The sequence below is a fragment of the Lysinibacillus odysseyi 34hs-1 = NBRC 100172 genome (assembly GCF_001591965.1).
Classification (GTDB): domain Bacteria; phylum Bacillota; class Bacilli; order Bacillales_A; family Planococcaceae; genus Lysinibacillus_B; species Lysinibacillus_B odysseyi.
In genome coordinates this window covers 1-15,296 of record NZ_BCVX01000020.1, presented here as the reverse complement: position 1 = coordinate 15,296, position 15,296 = coordinate 1, and the positions used below count along the sequence as shown (strand labels likewise).

At 32.5% G+C, this 15,296-nt stretch carries 13 protein-coding genes and 2 pseudogenes; 6 read left to right on the top strand and 9 right to left on the bottom strand.

Annotated features, from left to right (window positions below):
- The first annotated feature begins 406 nt into the window (after window positions 1-406).
- A complete protein-coding gene (locus BOD01S_RS23945; RefSeq protein WP_322787999.1) occupies window positions 407-538 on the top strand; it encodes a recombinase family protein in 132 nt (43 codons plus the stop codon).
- A gap of 68 nt (window positions 539-606) precedes the next feature.
- Here BOD01S_RS23945 and BOD01S_RS22755 read toward each other — a convergent pair whose 3' ends face one another.
- Window positions 607-780 carry an IS3 family transposase gene (locus BOD01S_RS22755; RefSeq protein WP_081977854.1) on the bottom strand — a complete coding sequence of 58 codons (174 nt, stop codon included), beginning with the start codon at window positions 778-780 and terminating at the stop codon, window positions 607-609.
- Between the two features lie 393 nt (window positions 781-1,173).
- On the bottom strand, window positions 1,174-1,335 hold the full coding sequence (locus tag BOD01S_RS23115) for a hypothetical protein (protein ID WP_156116995.1): 162 nt from the start codon (window positions 1,333-1,335) through the stop codon (window positions 1,174-1,176).
- 1,014 nt (window positions 1,336-2,349) lie between these two features.
- On the opposite strand from BOD01S_RS23115, the gene BOD01S_RS21775 reads away from it, so the two are divergent.
- From BOD01S_RS21775 to BOD01S_RS21755, 5 genes are all read left to right on the top strand, one after another.
- Entirely contained in the window at window positions 2,350-2,487 is a 138-nt protein-coding gene (locus tag BOD01S_RS21775) for a gallidermin/nisin family lantibiotic (RefSeq protein WP_063180406.1), read from the top strand.
- Between the two features lie 142 nt (window positions 2,488-2,629).
- Entirely contained in the window at window positions 2,630-2,767 is a 138-nt protein-coding gene (locus tag BOD01S_RS21770) for a gallidermin/nisin family lantibiotic (RefSeq protein ID WP_063180406.1), read from the top strand.
- A 153-nt stretch (window positions 2,768-2,920) separates the two neighbouring features.
- Complete coding sequence (locus tag BOD01S_RS21765) at window positions 2,921-4,717, top strand: ABC transporter ATP-binding protein (RefSeq protein WP_052124663.1); 1,797 nt, start codon at window positions 2,921-2,923, stop codon at window positions 4,715-4,717.
- Between the two features lie 32 nt (window positions 4,718-4,749).
- On the top strand, window positions 4,750-6,048 hold the full coding sequence (locus BOD01S_RS21760; protein ID WP_036150269.1) for a lanthionine synthetase C family protein: 1,299 nt from the start codon (window positions 4,750-4,752) through the stop codon (window positions 6,046-6,048).
- A 24-nt stretch (window positions 6,049-6,072) separates the two neighbouring features.
- Window positions 6,073-9,138, top strand: a complete 3,066-nt coding sequence (locus BOD01S_RS21755) for a lantibiotic dehydratase (RefSeq protein ID WP_036150267.1) — start codon at window positions 6,073-6,075, stop codon at window positions 9,136-9,138.
- A 98-nt stretch (window positions 9,139-9,236) separates the two neighbouring features.
- Here the strand turns inward: BOD01S_RS21755 and BOD01S_RS21750 are convergent, their stop codons facing one another.
- The 7 genes and pseudogenes from BOD01S_RS21750 to BOD01S_RS24030 form a co-directional block, all read right to left on the bottom strand.
- Window positions 9,237-10,592: a sensor histidine kinase gene (locus BOD01S_RS21750; protein WP_036150265.1), complete on the bottom strand. Its 1,356-nt coding sequence runs from the start codon at window positions 10,590-10,592 to the stop codon at window positions 9,237-9,239.
- Window positions 10,583-11,251: a response regulator transcription factor gene (locus BOD01S_RS21745; RefSeq protein WP_036150264.1), complete on the bottom strand. Its 669-nt coding sequence runs from the start codon at window positions 11,249-11,251 to the stop codon at window positions 10,583-10,585. Before BOD01S_RS21745 ends, BOD01S_RS21750 begins: the two co-directional genes overlap by 10 nt.
- 23 nt (window positions 11,252-11,274) lie before the next feature.
- A complete protein-coding gene (locus BOD01S_RS21740; protein WP_036150262.1) occupies window positions 11,275-12,039 on the bottom strand; it encodes a lantibiotic immunity ABC transporter MutG family permease subunit in 765 nt (254 codons plus the stop codon).
- On the bottom strand, window positions 12,039-12,797 hold the full coding sequence (locus BOD01S_RS21735; protein ID WP_052124662.1) for a lantibiotic immunity ABC transporter MutE/EpiE family permease subunit: 759 nt from the start codon (window positions 12,795-12,797) through the stop codon (window positions 12,039-12,041). The genes BOD01S_RS21740 and BOD01S_RS21735 overlap by 1 nt, the downstream gene beginning before the upstream one ends.
- Before the next feature lie 12 nt (window positions 12,798-12,809).
- Entirely contained in the window at window positions 12,810-13,514 is a 705-nt protein-coding gene (locus BOD01S_RS21730; protein ID WP_036150260.1) for a lantibiotic protection ABC transporter ATP-binding protein, read from the bottom strand.
- Between the two features lie 365 nt (window positions 13,515-13,879).
- Window positions 13,880-14,505: pseudogene (locus BOD01S_RS21725) on the bottom strand (Y-family DNA polymerase); the annotation flags it as partial.
- A gap of 317 nt (window positions 14,506-14,822) precedes the next feature.
- Window positions 14,823-14,969: pseudogene (locus BOD01S_RS24030) on the bottom strand (DNA/RNA non-specific endonuclease); the annotation flags it as partial.
- Window positions 14,970-15,296: the final 327 nt, after the last annotated feature.

The following is a 15,296-nucleotide window of genomic DNA, read 5'->3' as shown; positions in this document are numbered from 1 at the left end:
AAGTAATGGGGGATGATTTACCTGCACGGGATGTTGCGGATAAATAAGGTTAACAGTTACAGTCATATAAAGTTGCAATTTTTGTTGTATGCTCGAGGGTGGGCTGTATTAAATGTGTAAGGATTATATCGAGAGCACTATAAAAGTATAACGTAATACATGAAAGCTATATAAATCAATAAAAGCTTTCCTGGTAAGACGGGTAGCTAGCATCCGATTGTTAATGCTAGTGGATTAAATCATTAAAGTGGCCGAATTTCTTCATCTGCACCGTGAAACTGTGCCTGGAAATCGTTTGAAGGAGGAATTGCGACCAGAAGATATCGTAGTGGTTGAGAGTTTTTCGTGATTACGGAGAAGTACGAAAGATTTAATTGGATTAGCTGCTTACTTTGAAAAAAGCTAAATTAAGCTACTTATCATTAAAGAAAAATTTGACACCTCTACGTTACAAGAAAAGTTAATGATGACTGTATATCAGATATTTAGTCAGTTTGAAAGAGTTTTAATTGTCCGACGAACGAAAGAGGGATTATAACATACTAAAGCAATTGGTCGCCCTAAAATAAGTGTAAAGGGAGTGACTCCTAAAAGTTAGAGTTTTAGTTATGTATAGCTAACTGGCTGGTATAAGTACGGTATTATACCGGACTCATAACGGCTAATTTTTTTATTATAGTAATGGATATACCTTTCTATTTTCTGCTTCAATTCCTCATTTGATAGTAATTCTTCTACATAATACATCTCCTGTTGCAGTAAACCTAAGAAGTTCTCCATAGCCGCATTGTCAGCCCCATGTCGTCTTTCGAGACAGACTTTGGAAAATCTGATGGCGCTTTAATGTTTTCACCCATGAATTGTGCTGATAGTGCCAGCCCTACTCTGAATGGATCGTTGTGCGGTAATAGCTGTGCGATTTGATCACGAGAAGTACTTGTTCCAAAGAGGCCGTCGCAAATGCAAGTGTAGGGCGTCTGGATATGCTAAATCCAAGTATTTCACAGTTAAATAAATCCGTCACATAGGTTTCCGGTTTTTGTAAGGTGGAGAGTGTATGGAAACGTCGATTTAATCGATTTCTTGCTACTTTCCCTACTTGTATTTATAGCGCCATTTATGAATGAATTTTACCCATTTCGTTCATAATGCACTGTACTTTCTTATGATTAATCACGTATCCCTGCGCGTATGAATCCAGTGATAGCCATAGCGCCCTTCGTGCTTTTCGAAAGAGCTTGAAATGAGCTCCTTCCACTTTTTATCTGGATTTTTCTGCTTTGATTGCTGGATAGGATAATCATACGTTGTCTCTAGCATATCAACAATCTTCAATGCATCGATTAAACAGAACCCTTCTTCTTTGAGCTCGAATACCGGCGGCGCCTGTGCTTTTCGAGGAAGGTATCCGAGTTCTCCTGATAAGCGTCAAACTTTTTTTAATAGGCAATCTCCAGGTGTAGAATTTCGTTTTCACATTCTAGCTACTCTTCCCTGGAGAATCCTTTTTTTGTTTGACTGGTTTCGCTTTTTGATTTTTAGACATAGGAGGCCGTCCTTTGTTTTTGCCTTCCATTCCAAACTTTTTATAGGCACGTGCCCAGCTTACAATTTGACAGAACGTTGCAATACTATCCTTTTTGGCTAACAATACACAGCCTAGTGGCCCTTCTAGATATCCCTGAACCACTTTCAGTTTAAATTCTTAACTATATTCACCATATAAAAATACTCCCAAAAAGTTAGTTTTTATCCTAACTTTTGAAGTGCAACACCCGGACAATCAGCTTTCTTTATGGATATTATTACCGATTACATTTCGTGGCAATTGTATTGTTTTAGCAAGTCCTCGATTTAATTCTTGCTGCCTTGTACTTACACGTGCATAACCATAAATATAGGAGGTCATTGTCTTACCTACTTAATATTAAAAATCTATATTACAAAGGGGCCTTCACCCCTCGGATTGGCTAGAATTGCACCTGTATGTTAAACCAGTGAAGGTAATTGAGGCATAGTCTTGCTTGTGTAAGTGGTTTAACATACAGGGTGGCTTTTTTTAAAAATGACTTTTATTAGGGATAATGAACTTTAGGTGATTTCTAGTATTGAAAAACCTTTATTTGCACCACTTTGGAGCAAGTAAGGTAGCAATGATTATAAGTTATAAAATGATATATAACTTGTAATAATTTATAAAAATGTAAAAAACTTTATTTTTTTTATAAAGTTGATAGTTTCTTGATTTTTTTCAAATATATTGAAATTGCAAGGCTTAACTCATATAAGGCTCTGATAAAAAATTGTAAATTAATATTTTGCTTAAATTTCAAAGAGGAGGGATAGCTGATGCCAAAATTTGATGATTTTGATTTAAATTTAAAAGAGGCAAATGATAATCAAGTAGAACCAATGGTTGGAAGTAGATATATGTGTACTCCGGGTTCTTGCTGGAAATGGGTTTGCTTTACTACAACTGCGAAATAAGTAATTTTGATATTTTGCTTATAAAGTAAATTTCATTATTATATTTATACTATTCAATTTAAAATTTTTATTATGAAAAATATGAGTTGAGGATTTGCTGTAATTTATAATGTTAAAAAATAGCGAATAAGGGGGAAGTTATATGCCAAAATTTGATGATTTTGATTTAAATTTAAAAGAGGCAAATGATAATCAAGTAGAACCAATGGTTGGAAGTAGATATATGTGTACTCCGGGTTCTTGCTGGAAATGGGTTTGCTTTACTACAACTGCGAAATAAGTAACTTAAATCAATTTTTATAAGAGTTAAGACTTTAGTGCTGAAAAAGCACTAAAGTCCTTTTTCTTAGCAAGTTAATAGATTTAACAAAGAAGCATATATTTTTTAATATTTTACTTAAAGACCACAATACAAAAAATTGGAATGATAATCATGAAAAGTCTAAAGGGAAATTTAGTTCTTCTTAAGAAAACAATTAGTCTGATTTTTAATATTACTGGAAAGAACTTCTTTTATGTTATATTCCTTACAATTGGAACTGCTTTGGCATCGATTATTTCTGTTTTATTATTTCAACAACTATTAAATGCTATTGAATTAAAGGAAACTGGTTTAAAAGAAGTAAGTATTATTTTATTGATTTATTTGTTGTTTAATTTATTTTCTGACTTTCTGACAAATATATCTTCTTACTTGAATGGTAAGTTGAGACTTCAACTTGAATATAAAATAAACTATTTAATAATTGAAAAAAGCAGCTCACTTTCTATGAGAGAATTTGAAGATTCAGATATATATAATAAACTTACGCGACTTGAAAACGAAGTTGCATATAGGCCTTTTCAAACCTTTCAAGCTTTACTGGGTATTATTTCGGCCTTTGTCACTATAATATTATCCTCCATAATTTTGTTGTTATGGAAACCATACTTAATTGTGATCCTCTTATTACTTCCTTTCTTGTCTTTATATTATTATTTAAAGATTGCACAAGAGAACTTTAAAATACATTTTGAAAGAAGTAATTCTGAAAGAGAGGCTTGGTATATCAGTTATTTGATGACGCATGACTTTTCTTTTAAAGAGATACGAATGTACGGATTGAAAAATTACTTTTTAAAACGATTTGGTATCTTAAAAGCTCGATTCAGAGATCAAGATAATAATATAAACAAAAAGAAAATGATATATAGTTTTGTATTCAATATAATTCAAGATATATGTTTAGGTATCGTTGTTTTCATTGCTGTAATTAGTGCATTCACAGGTAAATTATTAATTGGAAATGTAGCGACCTATATTAGATCTATTAGTATGGTTCAATCTAACAGCCAATTATTAATAAATAATATCTATCAGCTGTATGAGAGTAATCTCTATATGCAACTATTAGATGAATTTTTAAGTTTAGAGATAGAAGATGAAAGAGGTAGTGCCATTGAAATAAATTCAATTAATGAAATTGAATTTAGAAATGTTTCCTTTAGTTATGATGGAAATAAAAACACTTTAAAAAATATATCTTTTCACATTAAAAAAGGTGAATTACTTGCGATCATTGGAATAAATGGATCTGGTAAAAGTACCATTCTTAAATTAATTTGTGGGCTGTACACTAATTATATTGGTGAAATATTAATTAACGGAGTAGACCTTAAAAAGATCGATAAAGAAAGTTATAGAAAATGTATTTCTGTACTTTTTCAAGATTATTTAAAATATGAATTTACCCTTGGGGACAATGTTTCTTTAGGGGATGTTTCCAATATGAACAATTCATTAAGAATAAATGAAACTTTAGAGCTCGCCGATGCTACCTTTTTAAAAAATAATACAGGGGGATATGAATTAGACTCCCAGTTAGGTAATTGGTTTGATGAGGGAACGCAGTTATCAGGAGGACAGTGGCAAAAGGTTGCAATTGCAAGAGCTTATTATAGAGAGGCGTCACTATTCTTATTAGATGAACCTAGCTCAGCATTAGATGCCATTTCTGAAAAGAATGTATTTGAAAGTTTCTTCAAATTAGCCACTAAGGAAATTAGCATTTTTATCACTCATAAAGTTTCTATGGCGAAAAAATCCGACAAAATTTTAGTTATTAATAATGGCGTAATTGAAGGAATTGGAAGTCATTCAGATTTAATAAAGAGTTGTGAAGTATATCGTAATTTATACGAGAAAGATCAAATTGATAGTTCAGCAAAGAATTTAGTTCAAATTCAATAATAAATTATTGCAAAAGAAAGATGTGGTGAATTATGAGAGACCTCAATATACGAGATATAGCTTTACGGTTAGCTGATATATCCTATATAGAAACTGAGTCAAAAAAGAATGAAATTGAATATCAGAATGCTGGCCCTATTGTCCAAACTCTTTTTCCATTAACGCTTAGTCATGGCTATCCAGCTTTAAGTATTCTATTTACTAACTTAGAAATAACGGATAAAAATAATGGCTGGATAGAATATTCTCATAAGTATATTCAGCAAATGGTTACTTTAATTAGGGAAGAAGGAATATATGGTTCTTCTCTCTTTTCAGGAACGGCAGGCATTGCTTTAGCAGTAAGGATAGCTAGCATGGAAGGGGCTTATTATTCTAAGTTGCAAAAATCATTAGATACTTTTTTGTATCAACAATTAGATGAGGTCTTATTGAATTTAAAAAATAAGACAAACTATCATATGTTTGACTATGATGCCATTGAAGGATTAGCAGGCATCGCAAATTATCTTTTTACGATAAATAACGATGTAATGAGTGAGGAATATTTAAAGAGAATTTTAACCTATTTCGTTTCGCTATCTGACTATAAAGAATTTTTAGGTTGTAATATTCCTAAATGGCATATACAAAATGAATTTTTATTTTCGGATAGCGAGAAAAATAGCTATAGAAATGGAATATTGAATGTTGGATTATCACATGGTATTTCTGGCCCTTTAGTTATCCTGAGTAAGGCTTATAAAAGAGGAATCACTGTAGATGGCCACAGAGATGCAATAAAAAGAATCACCGAAGATTTAATAAAACTCAAAAATCACAACGATAATAATTGGGCCGGGATGATAGACGTAGAATACTATATAAATTCAAATGCTCTGCTCGATTTACCAACACGTTCAGCTTGGTGCTATGGGACTCCAGGAACTGCATTTTCTTTATTAACAGCTGCAGAAGCGCTTAATGATAATGAGCTTGCTGAAATAGCTAAAAAAGCAATGAAGGACCTAATAGGCAATGAACAACAAGTGTTTTCACCTTCTTTTTGCCATGGATATGCTGGTATAGCATATCTTTATAAAAGGTTTTTTGAAAAAACTAACATAAAAGAGTTTTATGAAGAATCCATAAGATTAAAAGAAAAAACAAAGGAGTTTTTTAGCGAGAAGAACCCATTCGGATTTTACGATATTGAAGCTAAAGATAATTCATTATTAAAACTAAACTCGATTGGGTTATTACAAGGTGTATCAGGGGTTCTCCTTACTCTGCTGGCCTTTGAAGAAGAGAGTCTACCTATTTGGGATACTGCATTTTTATTAGATGATTAGATTTAAGGGAAAGGATGTTGAATTATGTATAACTATTTCATACCTACCAGTAAATATATGCTAAGGGTTCCACTACAACCAACCTCTTTACTTGAAAAATATGATGATATTGAAAGTAATATAGAAGTCATAAAGAATGATAGATTTCTTGGGGAACAGCTTTTAATAGCAAGTGAAAATATATATCATACATTGATGAATAAAGATTTCTCTATGCTATCTAAAAAAAAGCAGAGAAATCTTGTGACATCTCTAAGTAATTATATTAATAGAGCTGCGACAAGAACAACACCTTTTGGTTTGTTTGCAGGGGTTACTGTGCTTGATTTAAAGGACAATGAAGCTCTTATGCCTTCAAAAATTGAATATAGAAAGAAGAGCCGTATTGATGTTGAGTGGATTTTTAAATTAATAAAGAAAATCGAAGTAGATCATTTAATTGATTTAAGCTTTAAGATGAATTCTGCTGCTTATCGTAAAGGAAATCGGCTATACCTTCCCTATAATTTAGATGGAAAAAATTTAGAAATACATGTTAACTATGGAAATCCTCTAATGCTTATAGAAAAATGGTGTACGAAAGAGCATGTACCATTTCAAAAAATTGTACAGATATTACAGGCTCAATACCCCAATAGAGAAATCGGCGACCTTATACAATATGTAAAAACTTTAATTGAAAAAGAATTTATTATTTCTGAGCTAAGACCGCCAATTTGTAACACAGATCTTTTAATGTATACAATCGATAGATTAAGTAAGATTCCTCAGTTAGATAAGATATACGGAGAGCCTTTGAATGAGGTGCATTCATTAATTCATAAGTATAATAATACTCCGATTGGTCAAGCAAATGAAATTTATTTAACAATCCAAAAGAAGTTGAGGGAGATAACCTCTTTTCCTAATGAAAAACATTTACAAGTAGATACAGAATTATGTATTAATACAAATATCATTAATGAGAGTGATATTAAAAATATTAATGATTGTATTACATTGTTTATGATATTTGCTTCTGAAATGGAAAATTCCGATAGCTATCAGAACTACTTTATAGAATATCGATTAAAATTTACTGAAAAATTCGGTACCTTTGTAGAAGTTCCCATTTCAGAGGTATTAGATGAAGTAGCTGGAATTGGGGCTTTAAGAAACTATAGAAACCCTAGTAATAAGTTTAGCCATGATATTCCTCAAAAGACTGAAGATTATAGTTTACTGAAAAAATTTTTTATAGATAAGTATCTAACTGCTATAAAAACTAATCAATCTATAGTCATTACTGATGAAGATATTAATAAGCTTAAGTTGAAAGTGAATGAGCAGAAATTACCAAGCTCTTTAGAACTGAATTTTATTCCGAGGCAAAACGTTAAGGGCGAAAATCTCTTTTACTTAGGTCCTAACATAGGTTCTCCAGCTGCGGGGAAAACATTCGGAAGATTTAGTCATCTGAATGATAAATTCTCAGAAGTTCTAGAAGAAATAAGTTTAAATTTAAAAGAAAAAGATATAGATCAAGTCGAGCTAAGTTTTATTCCGTCAGCTGTTAGAATGGCAAATGTTATGGCTAGTAATACTCCAAAGGACTATAACCTCTCGATGTTCACGAATTCATATAATACACAAAAAGAACTAACCTTAAATGATATACTCATTGGATGTGATAACGATAGATTTTATTTGAGAAATAAACAAAATGGTAGGTTGATTAATATTTCAGGAATGAATATGCTGAATCTAAGTTCATCGAGTAATATTATTCGTATATTAAGTGATATTACTCTAAATCAAGATTTGGAATGGAGTGATACTCCATGGGGAATATATTATAAAGAATTTCCTTATATACCAGAAATACGTTATAAAAATATTATTCTTTCAAATGAAAAGTGGAGCTTAGAAAATCTACGGAGGCAACTTAAAGAAAAACATAATCTTCAAGAATTTCTGATTGAATTCAAAAAGTTTAAGGATGCCAATTCTGTACCAAATAAAGTTTATTTACAGTTTGCTGACCAACGTATTTTGCTGGATTTAACAAAGAGTAATGATCTCAATTTGTTATATAAAAATTTATTTAAGTTTCCAAGTACTACATTAGAAAAAATGGAAGATGGGAAGGCTCCTATTAATATACACGATGAATCATTTTCAGCAGAAGTAGTAATTCCGTTTATTTTAAAAGAAGAGTATCGAAAGAAGAACTCTGAGAATATGATCAGTAATAGGAATAGTTATCATAAAGTTAGTTATCCTCCTTTTAAAAAGTGGTTATTTTTAAAATTATATGGTTCTGAGGAACGTCAAACAGAATTAATAAGTTTCTTAAATTACTTTATTCTAAATAACCTAGATCATAAAACTTATAATAAATTCTTTTATATGAGATACAATGATCCAAAACCACATATAAGATTAAGGTTTCATTCAGAGTCCTCTGAGAATCTCTTAATTATTTACAAACAGCTAAGCAATTACATTGTTGAATTACAAGAAATGGATATTATACATGAAGTAGAAATTAATACGTATTTCCCTGAAGTTAATAGGTATGGGGGACCTTCATTGATAGATAAAGCTGAGCATTTATTCTATCAAGATAGTTTAGTTACTATGGAGTTGCTTGAAGTAATGCGTAAAAACAATATCAGTAAGGAGCAGGCAGGAGTAATTTCACTGCTGCACTATTTAAATGATTTTGGATTGGATTTTGAAAATCAATTAAGCTTCTTAAAGGTAAATTTGAAAAACTATGATACCTATAGAAAACAATTTAAAGATGAAGAATTTGATTTTGTTAAGGAATTGGATTCCTATAATAATTGGGACAATTTAGGAAGTAGTGACTTGAAAAAAATTATAAAGATTTTAGAACATAGAAGCGACAGTGTTAAAGTCTATAGTCAATGTATAAAAAGTAATGAGGAACTTACAAATGACTTTGCTAACATTCTGGGAAGTATAATCCATATGCACTTTAATAGGCTATTTGAAATTAATCGTGATTTTGAAGATAAGCTTTATGTATACGCATACCAAACTTTATATGGCCAAAGGGTGCTGAGTAAATTGCAAACAGTATAGTTTTACAGGCAGATGGTTGGATTATTTTTCAATAATCAACCATCTTTTTTTACTGACGAGAATCTACTTTAGTTCTTGAAACCTTTCTCTTTAAGTATTTATGCCTTTTTTAGTATTGGTAACTCTACAATGACTTCTCCAGAGTTCATGGCAGTATTTCTAAGTGTTATGCTGCCATTATGCTGCTTAATTACTTTCTCTGTAAATGTTAGACCTAAACCATAATGACTGTTATTTGTACGTCCCTCATTTTCAGTGTAGAACAACTCAGTGGCTTTTTGGAGAGAGTCTTCTGAAAATCCAGGACCCTGGTCCGTAATAATGAACTGAATGCTGTCTTGATTTTGTGTTATAGTGATTTTTACGTTTTCGTCCTTAGGTGTTCTTTCAATCCCATTTAGAACGATATTATTTATTGCCCGGATGAGTAAACGTACGTCTATTAAAACTTTCGTTCCCTTTTCTGTATCATCTTCTATCACTACATTAGCGCCAAGGCTTTTGACCTCTATTTCCAAAATTTTTAGAAAATCAAATATAAACAATTCATCTTTTATCATATCTATTTTCTTGTTATTTAAGTTAATATCAATAACATCTTGAATATAACGTTCAATTTGTTTGATAGAATTTAGGATATCGTTAAAACTTTCTTGTATGTCTTCGTTTATAACCATTGTTTCTAATAACTCCACATTTCCTTTGATTACAGTTAAGGGGATTTTTATATCGTGTACTAAATAATTAATTTGTTCTGTTTTTGAGTTAGTAGCCTGTATTTCTTTTTGGATGGATTTAACGAGTGCCTCGGATAAACTTTCCATTGCCTCCATTACATCTTTATACTCATTAAATCGGACCTGGGGAAATTCAAAATTTAAATCTCTCTTCTTTATTTTATTTGTTACTTTAATTAATTTTTGATTCTCCTGAATAATTATACGAGAAAATTTCCTGATATTTGAAATCAAATAAATGAAATAAATCAATGCTGAAAGGATAGTCAAAGAAATCCCAGGGTTAGGAAAAGCTTTTCTTAATTCTGCATTTTTAAATTGGACTTTTAAATTATAGTGGATCAAAATAACTTCATTTTGACTGTCATATTGGATAAAAGAATTAGACTTATTATTAGTATTGTTCAAAAAGGCTTCTTTTGCTTTTTTTATATTTCTAGAACTCATATTACTTTTAACGAGTGTGCCTGTTTTTTTCTGAAAGATGACATAATCCAATTCTGAGGGGAGAATGCCGGGATCAATGGTGTTTTTATTAACTATTTCGTTTTTTATTTTTTCTGCTATATTTATTGGCGCATTTGCCGGCAAAAAGAGCTGTTGGCTGATTCCCCAATTTACGAACATAATATTAGATAAAAGAATAAGCAGACCGACAAAGCAAATATTGATAATCCATTTTAGAAAGTAAACCGATAATGTATTTTTTATTCCCATATATATCCTACTCCCCATACTGTATTGATAGGAGATAAATTATATTGGGCAAACTTCTTGCGGATGACCCTAATATGTTCAACCACCGTTGAAATTTGTGAATCACTATCCATTGAATAAACAGCTTCATAAATACCTTCTTTAGAAAATACTTTTCCTTTATGCAATGCAAGTAATTCACAAATTTTATATTGAATCTTGGTAAGAGTTATTTCCTGTCCTTGGAAAATGACTTTTTTGGCTTCTAAATCGATAAAAATATTATTGTCGATAAATGCACTTGCGGCTTCTCTTTTTGGTCGGGCTTCTCTCCTTAAGTGTGCTTCAATTCGTGCATTTACTTCATGTATGCTGAATGGCTTTATGATATAATCATCTCCACCAATAGATAAGCCTTTAATGATAGAAGATTCATCACTTTTAGCCGTCATAAAAATAATGGGTATGTGAATTAAAGGTCTAATTTTTGTACAGATATCAAAGCCATCTTCCCCAGGCATCATTACATCTAAGAGAAGAAGATGGTGTTTATTTATTTCTGCAATCGTAATATCTTTTATATCTTGAATAGTAGTAACAGTGTGATTTTTCATTTCTAACATTTTTTTAATCAGCCTTAAAATTGCTGCATCATCATCGATAGCTAGAATATTCGCCATGTGAAATTACCTCATCATTAAATTTAGGTTGTTTTTCTGCCTTCCCATTTATTAATCCAAACAATATTTAAAAAAATGATCAAGCATGTCAGGATAAAGAAAGAATAGAGTCCTGTTATGATCATAGGATCTTTGGAGACTTCTATATTCAGTAACAGGGAAGAATCTTTTAAGTAATCGCTAAATCTGTTGGCCCATGCCCAAGGAATGAATCCCCATATTTTATCACCTAGTGTCGTTAAACATAGCGCGTTAATGATCAATCCTATAAAACCAAATATACCAGATATTTCTATACTGTGTTTATAACTAATGTAGTGATAGAAAAAATATTGAAAAATAGCAGCTGCTATAAAAATTGCTCCTGTTAAGTAATAAAGGGGTAAATTAACTTCTCCCACATCCATAACAAATTTTAAAGCTAATACATACATTGTTAATGCAAAAAAAATTGCTGCACTATACGAGAGAATCATCATTGTTATCTGACTTAAGAAAGAGGTGGTCTTACTCTGAGTCAAGCCAAGTATATTTTGAAACCCCCCTGCTTCACTTTCCGCGTCAGCTACCATTCCACATAGGATAGAGATGATAACAGGAGTAGTAATCCCGATTATCTGGAAAAAAACAATATAACTTGCTGCTGCACTTAGGGGAGCATTTCTGGAAAAATAATAAAGCATTAGAATGCCGGTTAAGAAAAGGGGAAGATATAGGTGTAATAATAAAAAGGTACTTCTCTTTCTCTTTTTGAACTCTCCTGATAAGGATTTATAAAATTGCTGCATTATTTCACCTCTATTTTGTTAAATGACTTTGCTGTGATAAAGGTAAGTAGAATAAAGAATACCAGCCCTAGAATGATTGCTATCGGCACTACCGAGTAGTTCAGTAGGCCATCGTTTTCCGGTAAGGGTATACCGTTGGAGTGCAGCTGCGTAACAGGCATCAGCATTCTTAAGTGCCAACTGTATGGAATCATCCACCAATCCTCTGTAGGGGCAAAGATAGAGCCCAGATTTAAATTCAGCATGCTGTTTAATAATAAAGTAATAAATAAGTTCGTTTTTCTCGACAGCCATAAACAGAACGGCACTTGCCATAAAGTAACAAAGTAAGTTAAGAAAACAGCAACAATACAAGATGAAAGAGGAACTAAATAAGGAGTAGTCTGAATCAGTAAACTTGCAAGGATCAGTAGCATAATTAATGTTAGAGATCCTATTGCCAAAAATCCAGAAATCAATAAAGTTCTGCTTATTTCTTTCTTATGAAGGTTTATTGGTAAACCAATAATTGTTTTAAAATGGGTGCCTTTTTTTTCAAGATTATTTAGAAGCCCAGTAGTAAGGGCGATAAAAACAGAAACCCATATTATTCCCCAATGATTTATAATTGTCTCGACAGACAGACGCACAATCTCTGATCCACCCAGAAAATTAAATCCTACCGCAAGCAGGGAACAGATGATAGGAATGATAAATACCATTTTTCTGATATTTGTTCTTTTTGTTTTAAGAAATTCTGACTTTAAATCTAGATACAATATAATTACCTCCTATAATGTACGGTTATTATTTACCACATCGGTAAATAGCCCTTCCAAGTTTTCATACGAATGGTACTTCCCTTCGTATCCGATTTTTCCATTACTGATAATGCCAATATCATCAGCGAGATGGGCTACTTCTGATAATAAATGGCTGGACAGAAGAACCGTCATACCCTGCTTTGGAAAAGAAGTAATTAATTTTCTTAACTCTTGTATCCCAATGGGATCTAATCCATTCGTCGGCTCATCCAGAATTAACAGCTTTGGGCGATTTAGAATGGCAAGAGCAATCCCTAAACGTTGCTTCATCCCCATGGAAAAATGCATGACCTTTTTATTTCCTGTCTCTGTTAATCCGACGATTTCAAGCACTTCTTGAATGCGTTCTTTAGGCAATCCTAAAATTGTATTTATCACGTCTAAATTCTCTCTTGCCGTTAAGTTACCGTAAAGGGGGGCGTTTTCAATTAAAGCTCCGATATCAATCAAGTCTTTTCTACTCCACGAATGCCCATTGAAAAGTAACTCGCCTGAAGTTTTTTTGAGCAGGCCGGAGATGACTTTCAATGTTGTAGACTTTCCAGCACCGTTGGGCCCCAAAAGGGCATAAATAGTATTTTCTCTTACATTTATTGATACATCATTTAATACAATGGACTTTTTGTATTTTTTGGTTAAATTTTTTATCTGCAAGATATATTTATCATTCATATTTAAATAGCTCCTTTCCGTTTGTAAATGCAGTATAACAATAAAACATCAAGACTCTATCAACATTGAAAAATAAAGTGTGAGTCAAAAGATGTTAAATTTACGGAGTGGATAGGTTTATATGCCTACCAAACTGTTGGCTATACCAATTCCCGAAAAATAAAAATGCCCAGCTAGTTGTGAATGTGCAATTAGCCAGGCATGTCTATTTAAAAACATTAAATTTTTGTAGTATGAATTTATATGAAAGCATATCAATTTCATAGATGAATATCACTTTAAGACTAAAACTAGTCGTAATCCAGAGAAACTTCGACCGTTACGAATTCCTTAACGTTGTTAAAATAAGAAAAAATCTCTTAACGTTGTAAATCCGTATGTGCCAAGATGCTAAAGATACCCATATTATTTAACCTTTTCTCCACTTGCTTCCCGATCCCCACATGGCGGAGAGAGGGTGAATGATCCAAAGTTTAATTGGAACATCATCATAGGTCCATTTTGCAAAGCCTGTTTTTTTGGCCTCCAGATCGAGTGCTGACTTTGCCATCAGCATATTCGGACCCATCCCAACAGCAGAAGGGATACGAAATTGATGATAGATTGCTTGCAGAATGGCTTTTGCTGTTTCGACAGGGGATCCCCATAATTGCTCCGTTCCCGTCAGATCAACGAAGCTTTCATCAATACTGTACACATGAATCGCTTCTCTCGGGACAAACTGTGCGATGAGTTTTGTAATCGCAACTGACATATCAAGAAAGAAGGACATTTTCGGTTCAAACAGCTTAATATCAGGGTGTTTGGGAATCTCAAAGCGCCGGTTCCCTGTTTTAATATGAAATCGTTCTTTCATTGGTGGCGACGCAGCGAGCACAACGCTTCCTGGCTGTTGGAAATTAGCAATAACGGCAATCGGTATTTTCATTACGTCTAATCCTTCCAGCATGGCGATACAACTTACATAGAAGCACTTCATATCGATACACATAATGGAACGACTGGGTAAAGGTTTAGGCAAGGAAAACACCTCACAGAAAAAAGAAAGTTCGTTCCTTTATTTTTAGGAATAAATTTTCGTTTTGTCGAGAGGTATAGGAAAAAATATTTTGTGGGAGGGATATGTTTGTAGAGGTATCTTATATTAAGAGGTTCCTTCAGATTGATGGGGATTTATAACGTTACGCACTGAAACTGCCGAATGAAAGTGTAGACGTACAATAAAAGCCGAAGAATACTGTTAATTCATTTAGCACAAAAAAATAAGCTTAGGGGTAACTCAAGCTTATTGTTATTGATCGGATGGCCTTACTCACCTACCATACCATCATTATCGCGCATATAAGGGTATAGCCAGTGGTCACTCGTTATCGGCATGCTGTAACCTGCATCTTTGGTTTCTTTAATTGTCACCTGTCCATTGCCATTAGTGTCAATGCTGGAAATATCCTCTTCTTTGAATGTTCCGGGCGTACTGAACGGTGTTGTATTTCTTTTAGATGATGTGCTACCTGTGTCAGCTGGTAATGCTCTTTTGTGCTACGCGTCAGGCAATTTAATTTATAGACAACGAAGTGAACCTGCGCCATTATACCACAAGCCAAGAGCTGGTTTTTGTCAAAGCACTATTTATATAAATTACAGCGTTATATTAAGAATGAAATTAATATAGGAAGATATTAATAAACTATAGAGAAAATAATTTTTGATAAAAAAGTATTGACCTTTTGTGATAAATTCTGTAATATATTACGAGTCGCCGATGAATGAGGGGCGTCGAAA

Bases quoted from the DNA above. Each gene is read 5' to 3' on its own strand.
- BOD01S_RS21755 (WP_036150267.1), top strand. From the start codon at position 6,073: ATGTATAACTATTTCATACCTACCAGTAAATATATGCTAAGGGTTCCA.
- BOD01S_RS22755 (WP_081977854.1), bottom strand. From the start codon at position 780: ATGGAGAACTTCTTAGGTTTACTGCAACAGGAGATGTATTATGTAGAA.
- BOD01S_RS21760 (WP_036150269.1), top strand. From the start codon at position 4,750: ATGAGAGACCTCAATATACGAGATATAGCTTTACGGTTAGCTGATATA.
- BOD01S_RS21740 (WP_036150262.1), bottom strand. From the start codon at position 12,039: ATGCAGCAATTTTATAAATCCTTATCAGGAGAGTTCAAAAAGAGAAAG.
- BOD01S_RS21770 (WP_063180406.1), top strand. From the start codon at position 2,630: ATGCCAAAATTTGATGATTTTGATTTAAATTTAAAAGAGGCAAATGAT.
- BOD01S_RS21775 (WP_063180406.1), top strand. From the start codon at position 2,350: ATGCCAAAATTTGATGATTTTGATTTAAATTTAAAAGAGGCAAATGAT.
- BOD01S_RS21765 (WP_052124663.1), top strand. From the start codon at position 2,921: ATGAAAAGTCTAAAGGGAAATTTAGTTCTTCTTAAGAAAACAATTAGT.
- BOD01S_RS21750 (WP_036150265.1), bottom strand. From the start codon at position 10,592: ATGGGAATAAAAAATACATTATCGGTTTACTTTCTAAAATGGATTATC.
- BOD01S_RS21745 (WP_036150264.1), bottom strand. From the start codon at position 11,251: ATGGCGAATATTCTAGCTATCGATGATGATGCAGCAATTTTAAGGCTG.
- BOD01S_RS21730 (WP_036150260.1), bottom strand. From the start codon at position 13,514: ATGAATGATAAATATATCTTGCAGATAAAAAATTTAACCAAAAAATAC.